Origin of the sequence: Leucobacter sp. NPDC077196 (assembly GCF_040687075.1) — a bacterium.
Lineage (GTDB): Bacteria > Actinomycetota > Actinomycetes > Actinomycetales > Microbacteriaceae > Leucobacter.
In genome coordinates this window covers 13963-30183 of the sequence record NZ_JBFBML010000002.1, presented here as the reverse complement: position 1 = coordinate 30183, position 16221 = coordinate 13963, and the positions used below count along the sequence as shown (strand labels likewise).

Sequence of the window (16221 nt, the reverse complement as noted above, 5' to 3'; positions counted from 1 at the left end):
CGGCGCGTTGGGTAATCGCACCGTGCCTCGAATTGCCGCTCATTCCACGCGCTGCTGCCTTCGACGAACGGCGAGGAGTACGCCGCCTCCGATCACGAGCACCGCCGCAAGAGCGACGCCGACCCAGGGCAGGGGCCCGCCGGTGGCGGACAGCCACGATCCATCGCCCGGATCTTCGGCACCCTCCGCTGCGACAGGGTGTTCGGTCGCGCACTCCTGCTCAGGATCGCAGGCTGCGCGCACGTCGACACTGGTCACCGAGTTGGCAAGTGTGCCGTTGCCTCGCTCGTGAGGGGTGACGCTGTACGACACGGTGACGCGATCCTCGGGTGCGAGATCTCCGGTCCAGTGCAGCACGCCGTCCGCAACATCGACCGTTCCGCTGCTGGCGGTCGCGTCATCGTTGTAGCTCGCGTCGTCGAGCACGTCGGCCAGATCGTCGCTCACGGTCGCGTCGCGCACCGTCCCCTCTCCCCGATGTTCGATGGCGAGGGTATAGGTGACGGGCGAGCCCGGCCGAACCTCCGTACCAGAGGCCGGGTCCGACGACTTGGAGTAGACGAACATTCCAGCCCCGAGCGTGAGTACGGTTTGGCAGCCGGTGTCCGTTGCGCATGCGCCGCGGCCGTCGGTCGCGGCGACGGTGTTCCGTATGACGTCATCGCCCCCGCCCGTGACGGTGACGGAGTACGTGATGTCCACCTGTTCACCGCTTGCGAGATCGCCGTTCCATCTCAGCACGCCGTCTTCGACGCTCACGTCACCAGCGGTTGCGACTGCGTCCTCGTTGTATTCGGCGTCGTCGAGCACGGCAGCCAGGTCGTCGACGATACCGGCACCCGCGACCGCTGCGCCGCCGTTGTGCTGCACCGTCAGCGTGTAGGCGATGCGATCATCCACCGCGACCTCGACCCCCGATTCGGGATCGCTGGTCTTCGAGAACGTGTAGGCGCCGGGGAGGATGTCGAGCGTGGACTCGCACCCGACACTGTCGTCGCACTGCCCGCGACTATCCGGAGTCGCCGCATTGCGCACGATGCCGTCGCCACCATCTTTGACCGTCACAGAATAGGTAATTGTGACTTCCGCCCCATCACTGAGGTTGCCAGCCCACGTCAGCACCCCATCGACGTACGTGATGCTCCCTGCCGAGGGTTCGACGTCGTCGTTGTACTCGGCGTCGTCGAGCACGTCGGAGAGATCGTCGGTGATCGTGGCATTGCGCACGTCACCGGCTCCGTTGTGCCGCACCGTGAGGGTGTACGTGACGGTGTCTCCGACCAGAACACTCGAACCCGACTCGGGGTCGGAGGTCTTCGCGTAGGTGAAGGCGCCGACGCCGACCGGTGCCACATTCTCCGAGTCTTCATCGGTGACGGTATTGCCCCGCGGGCTTTCACCGCTGACGCTCGCCGTGTTCGCGAGGAGGCCGCCGTCATCGCTGAGGTCTGCAGCAGTGACGGTGTATGGCGCGGTCCAGACCACGCGCTGGCCGGGCTCGAGCGCCTCGGGGGTGCCGGTGGACTGATCCTCATCGATCACCGGAGGACCGTTGAGGGTAATGTCGTCGCCCTGCGGGTTCGTGAAGGAATCCTCCTGCAGCGCGATTCCGTCGAGCATGGTCTCACCCGTGTTCGTTGCAGTGAAGGTGTACGTGACGATCTCGTCAGCGTCCACATCGTTCTGCGGGTCCGCCGTCTTGACGAGTTCGATGTCCGAGCGGGAGACGCCCGCGTCGATCGTCGCGTCGGGCATCCCCGGAGTGATGATCACCGGCGCCGTCACGCCATCACCGTCGGCGTTCGAATCGAGCGCGGGGTCGTCACCGGCTTCGGTGACCGTGAATTCATATCCGTTCTCTTCGAGGGCGTCGGGAATATCGAAGGTGACCGCGTACCCCTCGGCGTCAGACGAGCGGAGACTCGCGAACTCGTACCACCCGTCGGCGTCGGTCGATGTCGTCGCGCTGACGGGATTTCCGAGGTCATCGGTACCGGTCAGCGAGACCTCTGCGTCCGGGACACCGGTTTCATCCTCGTCCTGGATACCGTTGCCGTTGGCGTCGAACCAGAAGTAATCTCCGATGGTGGATCCGATGACGTTGGTCGTCGCGAAGATCGGGCCGAGCTCGCGAATCGACCCCACCGCCCCGGCATCGGTCTTGAGCACGGCTTCGCCGCGAAGCACATTGACGTAACGGTCACCAGGCGCGTTGCCGATCGGGGTCATGACAACGGTCGAGGAGAAGTTCGATGCGCCGGTGAATTCGCCGTCGACCTTCCATCTGAGTGCGGTCACGGCGCTCAGATCGGCGGGTCCGCTGTCGCCCCACTCCGTCCAGTTGTCGGTGTTCACCACGTGCGGTGTGCCGTCGGGGTTCGTGCCGCCGACGGTGTTGCTCGCGTGGTCGGGGTGAATGGAGAGTTCATTCGCCGGGGTGGTCGAGTAGTAGACCGTCACGCCGGCAGGGATCTCGACGGATCGCAGGTCGAGCGTGCCGGAGAAGTCAGATGCGGACTGCCCGTCTTCGGGCTCGGTGTCGACGCCACTGGCGGGAAGGATGTCGACGAGGTCGAGGTTGAAGACGTTCGCCTCGGGCCCGATGTTGGCTCCGCCGATCGTCCACGAGATGTCCTCCGTATTCGTGGCGCCGGTGTTGTTGACCTGCACCTGGGGAGTCGCGGGAGTCTTCTCGATCTTCACCCCGGCCGGGTTGATGATGCGAATCGTCTGGCTGTCCGTGCGCAGACTCTCATCGGAATTGTCGCCGACGGCGGAGATTCGCGCCCGATTCACGTACTCTCCGGATGCGGAGAGACTGCTGATGCGAACCGTGTACTCGACGGGCTCGATCGTTTCGTCGGTGCTGCGGGGGCCGAGATCCCAGCGCACGTAGTTCTCTTCGGGCGCGCACTCCAGGGCCCCGTCGACGGGCGTGGTCGTGTAGGAGTAATTCGAGTCGAGCAGAATCTGCGATTCCGGCATGCAGTCTTCCACCCAGAGGTTGCTGGTGCTGCCGATGGTTTCACCCGCGAGAATGTAGGGCTGGATCCGGAACCGTCGTTCTTGTCCCGCCGTGGTCTCGGTGTTGCCCGAGGTCCAGTTGCCGTCGTTGCCCAGAATCTCTTTGTTGATCGAGGAATTCAGGCTCGACACGATGAGCCGGTCGCCTCGATCCCCGCTGTTCGTCACCGGATCGTAGGTGCTCGTCGCCCACGAGCGCTGAGAGATCTGCTCGAGCGTTTCGTTGCCGGTGACGTTTGTCGTGGAGTACCAGTCGACGAAGTTCGGAACGATATCGCCGGGTTCGAGATCGTCAGCGGCGGTCAGCCCGATGGATACGCCATACCGAGTGGTGACGGCGTGATCGAGCGGCATCACCGCCATCCACCGCACCTGATTCACGGCGGTGTAGACGCCCTCGGCGGCCTTCTCGGGGTCATTGCGAGGCACATCCGCAGGATCGGCGAACCACTCGCCCTGACCGCAGTTGCCGCCGGCGGTGCCCGTGGAGCCGTTTGAGTACTGCGCCGTGAGCTCGGGTATCGCGCTGGCGCCCGGGGGCAACCAACCATCGCCGGCATCGGCGCCGCTCACCCATACGGCTGCACCGTTCGACGGAATGGTCTGAGCGTATCCGCCCTCGGGCGTTGCCTGACTCCCCGGCCAGTTCCGCGCTTTGAGGTGCAGCTTCGTTCCGTCCCAGTAATCACAGCCGGCCATGAGCCGCTCCGACTCCTGGTCAACGATCGGTGCCGGGGAGTAGAAATTCATGCTGATGGTGTCGCCCCCGGGAAGAGCTGCCCGTCACCGTTGTCTCGACCCGTGGTCCCCGGAGGGCCCTGGAAGAAATAGGGTCGATAGTCGGCAGCCGGCATGTTGCCTGCGGCACCCGGCACTCCTGCGAAGTACTTCTCCTGCCCAACCCCTGCCGTAATGCTGAGCTCGACCGTGCGCGTGTTGTTCGCCTGGTCGTCCCACGCTGCATCGTTTTGGTTCCCGACAATGTCGCGGATGTCGAAGTCGGTGAACGTGTTGGTGACGTTCAACCTCCAAGCACTGGCGCCGGTCTGCGTACCGTAGTCCCGAATCACGGAGTTCGGCACCTCGAAGCGCAGAATGCCAGACGCCACGGCGGCGCGGTCTGCCGGGATGGCGATCCCTCGGATGCCTTCTGACGGATACGTCCAAGCGGTCGTGTCGGGGTTGTCGAAGGTGACGGCGATGTCGGTGCCCGGGCCGGCTGCCTGCGTGCAGCTCATCGTGCCGCTGTTGCGCACGGAGTTGTGGGGTTCTCCTTCACGGTCGCCCGTACCGATTCTGGCCCAGGGAGTGTCGTCGTACGCGACGGTGGGGGCATAGCAGTCGCGCAGCCGCGCGCCGTATTTCTCGAGGTCGTCGACGGAGACGCCGTAGAGCGACTCCGGGGAGACGTCGTCGACGAGCGTGATCTGCGTGGCAGGGCTGACACCCGCGCCCGCGAAGGGCAGGGAGACGTTGATGGGGAAGGCGAACAGGCGGCACCCGATGGTCTGGTCCCAGGTGCAGGGATATCGCCCTGCGGAAACGGTGCTCGTGTTGGGAGTCGTACGGTACGCGTTCTTAGAAATGTCGTATCGAGGTGCGGTGACGACGCTCGCGGTCGCCTCAGCCGTGACCTCGGCGACCTGGTCGGAACGGATTGCGGCGACGGTCGTGAGAGATGTACCGGCGGGCACTTCGGGGCGCACGCGGATTTCGAAGGGGAAGTCGAACGTGGTTTCGGGGCCGACGAACTCGGGAGTGAGCTTGCAGGTGAGGGTCTGGGCCGGCAGCGATGTCCATGACGACGAGGTGATCGGTGCCGCGGGCTCTGGGAGCGTCTGAGGATCGAGCGAGCTGCCCGACGCGTCGCAGTACTGCGGCAGGGAGACGAACTCCGCACCCTGCGGTGCGTCGATCCGGACGACCACATTTGTTTGCGCATCGGTACCGCGCTGCGTGGCTTTTGCGGTGACCGTCCAGATGTCATTGGTGCGAATGAGGTCATTCGTGGTACTCCCGTCGAGGGGATCATTCACGGCATCGTCGACGCCCGTCTTGCTCTGCAGAGCGATCTCGAGGGTCTCGTTGGCGAACGGCACGACCTCGTCGAGCGGAGCCATCTCTTGCGGTTCGATTGATTCGGGCTCAGCTTGAGGTGCGCTCGTGTCGGGTTCTGCCTGTTGAGGTGTCTCGGTGACGCGTGGCCGATCTTCGGGCACGTTGAGCGCGGCGGCCGGGGCGGTGCCGATTCCGATGAGTCCGAGCATTACCGTTGCTATCGCGGCAGTCAACGCGGTGATGCGTGAGAACTTCTGAGGGGTGGGCCGCTGTGACATGTCTCGATGCTCCGTTTCCATGGGTGTTCGTCAATGAGAAACGCGCGACAATCCTGCGATTACTGTGTCGCTTCTCGGTCGCTGGCCTGCGTGGGAGAAGGTCGGGTCACCGTTGATGCGCGCTCGTGAGGCGATCGCCGGTGAGACGGGTGAGATCTGGCCTGTTTGCGGTGTGGGCGCACCGAAAACCCTGACGTCAAAGCGTCCGACCATGGAGTACCGCCCAATCTCAACTGGGGGTGTCGAGCCGAACTGACGCGGACGCTGGTGAGCGCATCGTGCGATTCAGGCTGCGTGACACCGTGTGGCGCCCAGTGTAGATAGCGATCTCACCCGTTGCTAGGGCGAATTTCACCCCGTAACAGTAAGCAGGTGAATCGGTGTTGGGTGAGTCCCTGCCTGCGTTCAGCATCGAATCAACGCGCAATAAGTAGTCGATCCCTCCTCATTCAGTAGCCATTGAATGGGGCCGAGCTCGACACTGAGGCGCAGCAGTGGTCGATCTCGACAACCGCAGTTCTACTCACTCAACTACTGAACATCGGATGAATCAGCGGTCCTGAGAGCTCGATCGCAGCGCCAAGACGAGACACCGCCTACCTAAAGCATCCAGACCTCTACGCAATTCAGTGCGGGGCGCACTGAAGAGCTCGACGTGCGCTCACAAAGCGTCGATGTGGACCATGCGTCACAGCATCCTTGTTGATTGTGCATCAAATCAGCGATCAGACAATCAGGCGGCGTCCGCTGTCCAAGCGTGGACCCGCAATGAAGACGTTCGCCGGCCGCGGCAAGCGCCTCCTACAGCTCGGGGTAGCGGCCGTGGTCGCGGCACTCAGTCTCCCAGTGCTGCTGCCTCCGCCCCCAGCGCATGCGGCAGAGACGATGACCAGCTGCTCGACGGCAGACCCCGGCTCTGGCAAGTACGCCGAAACGCTGTGCTGGATCGACTTCTCCGGGTACGACCACTACCAGGCCGTCAGTTCCGAGGGGCAGCCGATGACGCTTCCCCTGCCCGGCGGGTGGAGCGCGTCGTTCATTCTGAAGACCACGGGACACCCGTTGCACGCGACCCCGTTTCCGGCCGATATCAACGCGTACTTCGGAAATGAGAATTACACGGGCGTGGCCGGCTCCGCGGCGCTTCTGCAAGACACCGGCCCGAATAAGCCGCTCGAATCAGCCATCGCGATCGAAGGGGTCGTGGTCAAAGACGCGACCGGCCAACCAGTTGAGGGCTACTCCCTCGTAAGCGCGGATGCAGAGACCACGGACTGGGAACCGATGAGTCAGAAAAAGGAGATGATCACGTGGGAGTCGAGCGACCCCATCTACGCCATCTCTGGTGATGGTGATGCGCTCGGCAATGCGTGCAATGGGGTCCTCATCGGCGTCGGCACGAACCGGGTGATTTGCGACGGGGCGAACACGGAAGTCGAGGCGCGCACGGGCGCCGCCATCGTGGCATCAGCCGCTTCCGAACGCATGACGCAGACGCTGTACGCCGAGCGCGGCGTCGAGGCCGGCGCCTTCGGTTTCCTGATCTCGCAGGTCGAACTGACGAAGCAGGTCACATCGGTCTACGCCGACGACAGCTTCACCATCAACGTCAGCAATGCTGACGGCAACAGCGTCCCCGCATCCGCGACAACGGAGCCCGGCGGGAGCTATGCGACCACCGGGCGCCAGAACATCCCTGTCCAGCTGGGCGGATCTCCGTCGAAGTTCTCCGAAACTTCTACGGGTCGCCTCGAGAACTACACCGCATCGTGGGCTTGCACCCGCAATGGACTAGAAGATTCGACGCTGCCGACCGGCGCCGGTGCTGGATATGAACAAACGATCCATGTCGGTCTCGGGGATCTGGTGTCATGCACCATCACGAACACGACTAAACCTACGGGCATGTCACTCAAGAAGTCAGCCGACCGTGTCAGAGACGTGAACACGAATGGGCTCCAGGACTCCGGCGATCTTATCGAGTATTCGTTCGTCGTCACGAATACCGGTGAGATCCCGCTCTCGAACGTACGCATCGACGACCCGATGTTGTCTGAGGCAGGTATCGAGGTGTCCTGCAGCAATTACGTACTTCAGCCGGGGGAGCAGCTACGGTGCATCGCATTTGAGGGGTACCCCGTAAGCAAAGCGGATCAGGATGTAGGTCGCGTCATCAATACCGCAGTGGCGATAGCCATGCCCCAGGGGGTGCCTGACAACATCACATCGAACGAGTCGAGCACGGAAACTCAGTTGCAAGCCGCGCAACCGGCGATTGAACTCGTCAAGCAGGTCGACCGTCCAGAGGCCGCCGTGGGCGACACCGTCAATTACACCTTCACTGTGACGAACACCGGAAACGTTCCACTGTGGAACACCCAAATCACCGAAACTGACTTCACCGGAAGCGGCGAAATGAGCAAGATTTCATGCCCGTCAGGTGGTTTCTGGCCCGGAGAATCACAGCGCTGTACAGCGACCTATCAGATCACGATGGACGACGCGTTCGCAGGCAGTGTCACGAATACGGCGGTCGCGAACGCTTCGACGAGCCCCTCGGGCCCGCCCGAGGTCATTTCCCCCGAAGACTCCGCCGAACTCGAAGTTCCGCCGAACACTTCCTCGTTCCAGCCCACGCTCCCCTTGACCGGAGCGAGCGCAGAAACGGCTGTGCTCGTCGTCGGCGCTACCGCCGTGGTCGCCCTGTTCGGCGCAGCGTGGTGGATGACCCGCGCGCGCAGACGGAGCGAATGATCCTCTCGACCATTTGTCCCACTCCCCTATATATGCCCCAACGAAGAAGGAAAGGTAACATGACCATGCGAGGATCACACCTCAAGCGAAGCCTCCTCGGCGTCGCTGCTGCGCTGGTCGCAGTCTCGACCCTGGGTCTCGGCGCCGCCACGGCGAACGCAGCCCCGGGCAACATCGACCCCGACCGCATCGGCTCCATCACCGTGAACAAGTTCACGCAGCCCGACAACCCCGGCTCAGTGCCTGGGGACGGGAGCAAGCTCGACATCCTTCCGGCAGGTGCCCTCCCCATTGAGGGCGTCGAATTCTCGGTCACGCCGGTCACCGGCCTCGACCTCAGCGTCCCCGCGAACTGGGAAGGGATCGGCGAACTCACGGTCGACGCCGCTCGCGCGCTCGGCACCGGATCCGCGACGTCCGCCACCACCGCGGCGGACGGGTCGTACACCTTTGCGGGCCTCCCTGTCGGCCTCTACATCGTCGAAGAGACGGACATCACCGGCGGCCTGATCGATGGCGAACCGGCGAACATCACCGCCCCCGCGGCTGCCTACCTCGTGGCCCTGCCCACCGTGATCAACGATCAGTGGGTGTACGACGTGCACACCTACCCGAAGAACTCAACCAACGCCGTTGAGAAGCAGCTCATCGACCCCGGAACGCCTGATTACGCCAAGACGCACCGCGCGTGGGGAATCACTGCGACGGCGCCGAAACTCGGCCAGGGCGATGTGCTCAAGGCACTCGCACTCTCTGACACGCTGGACGCCCGACTGAGCTTCGAGTCGATCGCCGACGTGACCTACGCAGGCGCTGCGCTCATCGAAGGCACCGACTACACGGTCGAGGCGCAGGGTCAGAAGGTCACACTGTCGCTCACCGCGGCTGGACTTGCGCGCGTAGCCGACAACTCGGGCCAGCCACTCGCCTACACGATTCACACCAAGGTCGTCGACCTCGGCGACGACGGCGTCATCACGAACGATGTCGAGTACTACACCAACCTCAACGACATCGAGAATCTGATCGATTCCGATCCTGCAGTGAGCGAGTTCGGCAGCATCCGCATCGACAAGGCCGATGGGGCAAACGGCCAGGCACTTGCCGGCGCCAAGTTCAGTGTCTACGCGAGCGAGTCTGACGCGCGCAACAAGACGAACGCGCTCGCGAACGATGCAGGCGATACGGTCTTCGTCACCGATGACAACGGTTCGACCCTCATCCCGAGCCTCGCCACCGATTCGGCAACGCACGAGCGCACCTACTGGATCGCGGAGATCGAGGCGCCCCAGGGCTACGTCTTGCTTGCTGACCCCATCGAAGTCACGGTGCAGACCTCGGGCACCGCGACTCCGACTGTCCAGGTCGTCGAGAACCAGAAGACAATTCTTCCGAACCTTCCCATTACCGGTGGGGCCGGAACTGCGATGCTGACGCTCGCGGGTCTGCTCGTGCTCGGCGGCACCGTCTTCGTCGCAACTCGTATGAAGCGCAAGGCAACGGCGTAGCAGCCTCATTCACATCAGTGGGCGATCGGAAGCACGACTTCTGATCGCCCACTGACGCGTGTACACCCCTCACCAGACATGGACCTTTCAGCATGCAGAAGCAGCGCACCACCACGACGAAGAACAAGCGTGCGGCGATCCCGACCGGCTCCCGCGTGGTCTTGGTCGTTCTCGTGCATCTCGGATTGCTGCTCTTGCTCTATCCCCAGATTGCAGGCTGGTTCTCGCAGGGAAATCAGTCCGCGGTCGGTACCGACTACTCCCACACCGTCGAAGGGCTCACCGAGCAGGCTCGCGAGGAATCGCTCCGATCCGCACACGAGTACAACGAGCACCTCGGCTACAGCGGAGCCTACGATCCCTTCACGATGTCGGTCAATGACATCGAATCAGACGCCTACCGCACCTATGCGCAGCAGCTCGAAGGGCTGCCGACAGGCGTGATGGCGCGAATTCGCATTCCCGAAATCGATGTAGATCTCCCCATCATGCATGGCACCACCGACAGTGTCTTGCTGCAGGGCATCGGTCACCTGTTCGGAACGGCTCTGCCCGTTGGCGGGCCCAGCACCCACAGCGTGCTCACCGGGCATTCTGGGCTCGCGAAGGCAGCGCTCTTCACCGACCTGCACAAACTGGAGACGGGTGACCAGTTCTACATCGACGTCTATGGCGAGACGCTGGCGTATCGCGTCGCAGAAGTCGAGTCAGTGCTGCCCACCGAGACCGAGTCGCTCGCAATCGAGCCGGGCAAGGATCTCGTCACCCTCGTGACGTGCACACCCGTCGGCATCAACTCTCACCGCCTGCTCGTGCACGCCGAACGCATGACCCCCGCTCCCGTGGCAGCGGATCCCGCGAAAAGCCCGGAGCTGCCCGGCTTTCCATGGTGGGCAGTCATCCTCGGATCGAGCTCGGCCATCAGCGTGACGTACGTGGCCTTCGGCATACGCGCTCGACGCCGCGCCAGACGCGAAGGGCATCCCGCCATGAACACTTCCTCGAACGAAACGGAGCCAGAAACGTCATGACTCACCTTCCTGCGTGGCATTCGCTCACGACCCACCTCCAAGAAGCTCCCGAACTCATCGAGGGCGGCGCGAATGCGGGTCTGCCCGCGTACCTCTTCACTGCACTCGGCACACTCGTGCTGGCAGGAACCTTGCTCCTGTGGTGGCTCATCCGTCGCTCGCGACGCTGACACTCCTTGCATCCTGAGCAGGCGAGCGGCGCTCAGCCCGCCCGCGGCTCGCCGACGACCCGCGATTGTATGCTCGAAACTGGGGGTGGAAGGACCGAAAGGACTTCATGCCATGGGAAAACTGATAATCGGCGGAACTGAATACGAGTTCGAAGACCGGTTGTTGGCTCACCTGAAATTCGTCATCGGGCAAAAGCTGAAGACGCAGGAGTGCTTCTTTCTGAGCTGGGAGGCGCCTGGCGGCCAGGGCGCCGGCAACACCGCCATCTGGCTTTCGCCCCATATACCGATGACCTTCTGCTTCTCCGGGAGCCGAGAGCCCGCGTTGAGCAAGCCTTGGGCGGTCGCGCTGAAGGCCCTCTCTCACACCCCTCGCGGCCTCGTGGCGATCACTGAGGAAGATGCTGCGAAGTACTTCAAAAAGAACCCTGATCTCATGTGACAGTGCCCTCCGTTCGATTTCATCGAACGAACGTGCGCTGCTGCCCCAACATTTACCGACACCACCACAAAGGAACACACATGCAACATCGATTGATCTCTCTTGCCACCCCCGCAGCTCTCGTCGCGGCGCTCTTGCTCACGGGCTGCGGCCCAAGCACCGGCGATCAGGGAGTCGCGCCGCCGAAACCCTCGACCTCGGCGGATGCGCCGCAGGGCGGTTCCTCCTCGCGCATCGACCTGCGAACTGAAGCTCCCGGCATATCGCTGCAGGAGGCTGTAGCTTCGGCCCAGAAGTCATCGGCGGGCGACCTGCGGTCGGTCGAACTCACGGAAATGCGCGGCGACCTGGTCTACCGGATCGAACTCGCCACGAGCGAGGATGAAGTCGACATCACCGTGGACGCTACCGACGGCTCGGTGCTCGATACGCGAAGCGAACCCATGGACCGCGACGACGCCTCCGACCCGGCAATCTCATTGTCGGACGTCATCGACGTTGCGGATGCGATGTCGAGCGCAACTGCTGAAGTCGATGCACCCGTCGACAGTTGGACACTCGGTTTCTCGGACGGTCGGCTCGTGTTTCAGTTTGATTTTTCGACCTCGGATCGAGAGGTCGACGTTGATGCACTCACCGGCAACGTCGTGGAGATCGACGACTGACCGAGCACTGTGAACCTCCGGCCGGATCGCAGAAATCTGACGGGATCTGCGATCCGGAGCCGGGATCACTTCTTGAGTCAGCGACGCTTTCGACCTACGCTGTGCAGCACAGGGATGCAGCATGAGCGAGGGGGCCAAATGTCGCAACGCAATCACGCCGTTCGATCGTTGAGTGGAGCAGCCGCAATCGCAGGTGTCGCGCTCGCCATCACGGGATGCATGCCGATGATGAACGCCCCGGAGGACCGCGATGATGCTGCCGAGGCTGCCCTTGCTGCCGAAATCGTCGGCACCTGGACCGGCGACACTTCTGGTGACGTCTCGGGCGGCGAACCCGCCGAACTGACCTTTGTCGACGACGGCACGTTCTCAGGCACCGACGGCTGCAACACCCTCACCGGACGTTGGGAAGCCGACGAGGTCGAGATCGAGTTCGAAGACGTCGCACTCACGCAGAGGGCGTGCCTCGACTTCACGCCCTGGCTCTCGCGACTCGACACGGCAACACTCAGCGGCACCACGCTGACCATCTTCGACGATCCCGGCGCCGAGATCGGCACGTTGACGCGTAACTGAGCTTCGGGGTCTTTCTCCCAGCCCGCAGCATGAAATTGCGCACTGTGACATTCTCGACGCGCAAAGAGACACCCACCGATACGGCATTCCTGCTCGGCAGCACCTAACCGCGCGCCGCGACGTCTTCCTGTGCATTCGCGACTGGTGTACTTGTCGGCGCCCTCACTATTCGTCCAACTGCCGTTTTAGGCGGACGAGTCGAGCCCGAGTCTCGTTGTGACACCACGTGTCCGGGAGTTCTGAACCTGGCGCTCGCCCACCCAGAATTCGTACCATCCACGTGCATATCGAGAGTGTGTTCGCAAATGCTGTTGAAGAAGTCTCCCGACCGGGAATCCGTTCCTCCTGCCGATGCGAACGCAAACGCAGAGGATGAAACGTGCGTGCCCGAGTGGACCAAGGGCACACGCATTCTTTTCAACGGCGCGTTCGACCGTTTGTGGGAGCAGCGTTGCCGATCAATTCTCGAAACCGTCGTAGATGCCTGCGCCCTCGAGCCGCTGGTGCTGCTGCCCGACGACATCCAGCTCGACCATTACGAGAACTACTACGAAACCCTCTACGGTTCAGCTGCTCTCGAGGTAATGGATTCGCTTGCCGACGGACGCGACTCGAACGCACGTGGTCGCTTCATTTTCGTCGACCTCGAGCCGGTAATGCTTCCGTTTTGCACGGAGTTCGATGCGTCACTGCACCGGCTGCTGCACAGCCGCCGCCCCGGGATTCCGATGCTCGGCGTCGCCACTTCTCGCCCAGAGTGCATCGCCGTCACCGGCTTCGACCGCTTCACCACTCCCACCGCATAGTGGCGCGCGCACCGAGGCTCGGGGCAAACGCTCCCCGCCCATTCGGTTGCTCGTGTCTTGCTTTTTCTTGAGGAGTACATTCTTGACTGCTGTCATCGCCGCTGCCGTGTACTGGGTACCGTGGCTGGGATGCTTCGGCGCCGTAGCGTTCGGCGTGACCGCCGGCATCAAGCTGCTGTCGAAGCAGAACACCGAGCTCTCGAACGTCGTGAAGTCGATCGCTGCCACGAACGACCACGTGCTCTACCGTCTCGAAAACGTCGATAGTCGACTCGCTGAGATGGAGTCGGCCGCGCCTGCCGATTCGAAGTGATCGCCACCGTCGAGTTTCACGAAACTCACTTTTTCACACGATGTGAAGTAGGTCAATGTGTCCAAGAAACCCGCACCTGACAGGTGGTGGACCAGAGCGGGGGTCATTCTTGCGGCGCTTACTCTCGTGCTCGGAGTCGCTACGACTGCCACGGTGTTTCTCACGGAAATCGAGGACGAAAAGATACGCAGGGAAGAACTTTAGGCCGCGGAGCGCGCAAAGAACGCAGCCATTGATGCAAACGCGCATTCAACAGTCTTGACATTGTCGCGGAACTTAACAGACGGCCTGCAGTCGCTCGTTATTCAGAACCATGGACATACACCACTTGTTGAACCGCGAGTCGTCTATAGCTATGTGGAACGTCCGGGACCCTCTTTCAACGAAACTGACACCTCCGACATAAACTCACCCCAGCTTCACTTTGACCCCAACGTGGCGATAGAAGCATGTCCCGACCAAGCGACAGGCCAAGTTGTCACAAAACTCGATGCCATTGCAGCCGGGGATGAACGCAGCGTCAATATTCCCGCATCAAGGGACGATAATGCTGGAGCAGACATCTACGTTCAATTTCGCGAATCGAACAGCCGAGGTGGATGGTGGGAACTTCGACTTGGCGAGACAGCTCAAATGATCCCTACGCCGTTCGATGCAATGGCCGGATCGCCCTGTTTTCGCGGGCTCTTTTCGACTCCGGAGTAAAAGCGCGGCGACCCATCGCGGACTCTCAACATGGCGCATGCACGGCACAGCTGGAGTAGCACCGGTCGACTCGCCCGGAAACCAAGAAACCCCCTCCGAAGAGGGGGTTTCTTAGAGACTCTCTGTAGCTGAGGCGGGGCTCGATCCCGCGACCTCACGATTATGAGTCGTGCGCTCTAACCAGCTGAGCTACTCAGCCAAACTGGCCCGCACAAGTGCGAGCCAGAGAGTCAGAGCCCCGACCGGGATTTGAACCCGGGACCCCTTCCTTACCATGGAAGTGCTCTACCACTGAGCTATCGGGGCGTGGCCACCTTGCGATGACAACCGTTAGAGAATAGCACTGTTCGCGGCCCAAAGTGAAATCTGGTTGGCTAGTACTGCGCACCCGGGCGGGTCTTCCGCCGAGAGTGCTGACAACAGGTGAGGAGCAGGTGTGCGGAGCTCGGTGATCGTCATCGTCGGAGTGGTGCTGGCGCTGTGGATGGCGGTCGGCCGCTGGCTGTTCGGCATCGGCGGCAGCCTGACCTGGTGGTACCTGCCGACGATCGGGTTGGTGTTCATCTGGTTGCAGGTTTGGCAGGCGCGGCGGCTGCGCGTCACCGCGTCTCGCGGGCGTCGCACGACTCGGAGCACGATCGTCACGCTGATCCTCGCCTGGCTTTGCGCGATCGGCTTCGGGTTGACGGTTCCGGATCGCGTTGGCGACGACCTCGTCTCCATTCTGAGCCTCGCCGCGGGTTCCTCGCTTTCAGTGGAGATGTCGCTCGCGCTCTGCAATCCGCTCGGCATCCTGGCCTTCGCGCTCGCCATCGCGTCGCTCGCCTTCGCCTACGCAGACGCCCGCGACCCGAAGCCCGAAGAAGACGAGTACTTGGATGAGCACCCGGGCTCGGGCGGAATGGTGGCGCACCCGCTCGCGTGACCCCTCCCCTTCTTTGACCCCGAGTGTTCCGGTCGACCCTGCACCGAAGATCACAGCTGGAACCCTCGGAGTCGACAAGAACTTTCAAAGTCGACCAGAACGATCGGTGTCAGCGCATGGACGCCGGCAGCGCCTCCTCGATCGCCGACAACGAGCGGGCGAGCGCGGTTCGAGGGTCGAGCGCATAGGTTCCGTCACCGAAGAGTTCGACGGTCATCCAACCTGAGTAGTCGTGCTGATCGAGTGTCGTAAGGATGCGCTCGAGCGGCAGCTCGCCGTCTCCCCACGCGAGATGACCGGTCGGCGTCCCATCGATGAGATGCACATGACGCACCCGATCCCCGAGCATCTCGAAGTAGTCGGCCACGCTTTCGCCCGCGGCCGCCATCGCCACGGTGTCGAGCGCGACCCCAAGATTCGGGGCGCCCACCTCGTCCAGTGCATGAGCGACCTGGCGTGCGGTGTTCACCAGATCCGATTCCACCCGCTGCAGCGGTTCGAGCAGGCACTCGACCCCGAGCGTTTGAGCGTACGCGGTGATCTCTCCCAGCGCGTCGATCGACCGCCGCCATGCCGTGCCCTGCGACTCGGTCTCGAAGCCGCGGCCGGGGGTGAGAAAGAGCTTCGGCGACCCGAGTGCGACAGCCAGCTCGGCGGCGCGCCTGAACATCGCAATGCTCTCGGCGCGCAGCCGCCGGTCGGGCGACGCGATGTTCACCGGATACATCACCTGCTCGGGAGTGAAACAGATGATGTCAAGACCGCGAGATTCCGCTGCTCGACGCACGCCCCGAGCGTCAGCGTCACTGCACCACGGCACATGCAAGTGAGGAGCGATCCCCCAGAGTTCCACCGCAGTGCGCCCGAGTGCTGCGAGATCATCGAAGCACCGCTCGAGCGGGTGGTGCTGATAGGAGAAGTTGGACCCGCTGACGTGTGCGAGCGTGAGCGACATGGCTTCCCCTC

General features: G+C 62.8%; 13 protein-coding genes and 2 tRNA genes. 10 read left to right on the top strand and 5 right to left on the bottom strand.

All coding sequences use genetic code 11. The features are described from left to right. Positions 1–39: 39 nt before the first annotated feature. Positions 40–3774: an SdrD B-like domain-containing protein gene (locus tag AB0O71_RS03855; protein WP_363742232.1), complete on the bottom strand. Its 3735-nt coding sequence runs from the start codon at positions 3772–3774 to the stop codon at positions 40–42. Next, a complete protein-coding gene (locus tag AB0O71_RS03850; protein ID WP_363742230.1) occupies positions 3771–5360 on the bottom strand; it encodes a hypothetical protein in 1590 nt (529 codons plus the stop codon). The genes AB0O71_RS03855 and AB0O71_RS03850 overlap by 4 nt, the downstream gene beginning before the upstream one ends. Before the next feature lie 768 nt (positions 5361–6128). Between AB0O71_RS03850 and AB0O71_RS03845 the strand changes: the two genes are divergently transcribed. The 9 genes from AB0O71_RS03845 to AB0O71_RS03805 all read left to right on the top strand — a co-directional run bounded on the left by AB0O71_RS03845 (position 6129) and on the right by AB0O71_RS03805 (position 13625). After that, complete coding sequence (locus AB0O71_RS03845) at positions 6129–8114, top strand: hypothetical protein (protein ID WP_363742227.1); 1986 nt, start codon at positions 6129–6131, stop codon at positions 8112–8114. 59 nt (positions 8115–8173) lie between these two features. Continuing rightward, positions 8174–9622 carry a SpaH/EbpB family LPXTG-anchored major pilin gene (locus tag AB0O71_RS03840; RefSeq protein WP_363742225.1) on the top strand — a complete coding sequence of 483 codons (1449 nt, stop codon included), beginning with the start codon at positions 8174–8176 and terminating at the stop codon, positions 9620–9622. 92 nt (positions 9623–9714) lie between these two features. Then, positions 9715–10653, top strand: a complete 939-nt coding sequence (locus tag AB0O71_RS03835) for a class C sortase (RefSeq protein WP_363742222.1) — start codon at positions 9715–9717, stop codon at positions 10651–10653. Further along, positions 10650–10823, top strand: a complete 174-nt coding sequence (locus AB0O71_RS03830) for a hypothetical protein (protein ID WP_363742219.1) — start codon at positions 10650–10652, stop codon at positions 10821–10823. The genes AB0O71_RS03835 and AB0O71_RS03830 overlap by 4 nt, the downstream gene beginning before the upstream one ends. Positions 10824–10935: 112 nt before the next feature. Continuing rightward, entirely contained in the window at positions 10936–11265 is a 330-nt protein-coding gene (locus tag AB0O71_RS03825) for a hypothetical protein (RefSeq protein WP_363742216.1), read from the top strand. Between the two features lie 80 nt (positions 11266–11345). Then, positions 11346–11930 carry a PepSY domain-containing protein gene (locus AB0O71_RS03820; RefSeq protein ID WP_363742214.1) on the top strand — a complete coding sequence of 195 codons (585 nt, stop codon included), beginning with the start codon at positions 11346–11348 and terminating at the stop codon, positions 11928–11930. Between the two features lie 138 nt (positions 11931–12068). Next, on the top strand, positions 12069–12506 hold the full coding sequence (locus AB0O71_RS03815; protein WP_363742211.1) for an META domain-containing protein: 438 nt from the start codon (positions 12069–12071) through the stop codon (positions 12504–12506). A gap of 383 nt (positions 12507–12889) precedes the next feature. Then, positions 12890–13312 carry a hypothetical protein gene (locus AB0O71_RS03810; RefSeq protein WP_363742208.1) on the top strand — a complete coding sequence of 141 codons (423 nt, stop codon included), beginning with the start codon at positions 12890–12892 and terminating at the stop codon, positions 13310–13312. 82 nt (positions 13313–13394) lie between these two features. Then, the gene (locus AB0O71_RS03805) at positions 13395–13625 is read left to right on the top strand and encodes a hypothetical protein (RefSeq protein ID WP_363742205.1); all 231 of its coding nucleotides are present in this window, start codon (positions 13395–13397) and stop codon (positions 13623–13625) included. Between the two features lie 830 nt (positions 13626–14455). Here AB0O71_RS03805 and AB0O71_RS03800 read toward each other — a convergent pair. Then, positions 14456–14529 (bottom strand) — tRNA-Met (locus AB0O71_RS03800). Between the two features lie 35 nt (positions 14530–14564). Next, positions 14565–14636 (bottom strand) — tRNA-Thr (locus AB0O71_RS03795). A gap of 130 nt (positions 14637–14766) precedes the next feature. Between AB0O71_RS03795 and AB0O71_RS03790 the strand changes: the two genes are divergently transcribed. Further along, a complete protein-coding gene (locus tag AB0O71_RS03790) occupies positions 14767–15255 on the top strand; it encodes a hypothetical protein (protein WP_363742202.1) in 489 nt (162 codons plus the stop codon). Positions 15256–15364: 109 nt separating this feature from the next. On the opposite strand, the gene AB0O71_RS03785 is transcribed toward AB0O71_RS03790, so the two are convergent. After that, on the bottom strand, positions 15365–16210 hold the full coding sequence (locus AB0O71_RS03785) for a TIM barrel protein (RefSeq protein ID WP_363742199.1): 846 nt from the start codon (positions 16208–16210) through the stop codon (positions 15365–15367). Between the last annotated feature and the right edge of the window lie 11 nt (positions 16211–16221).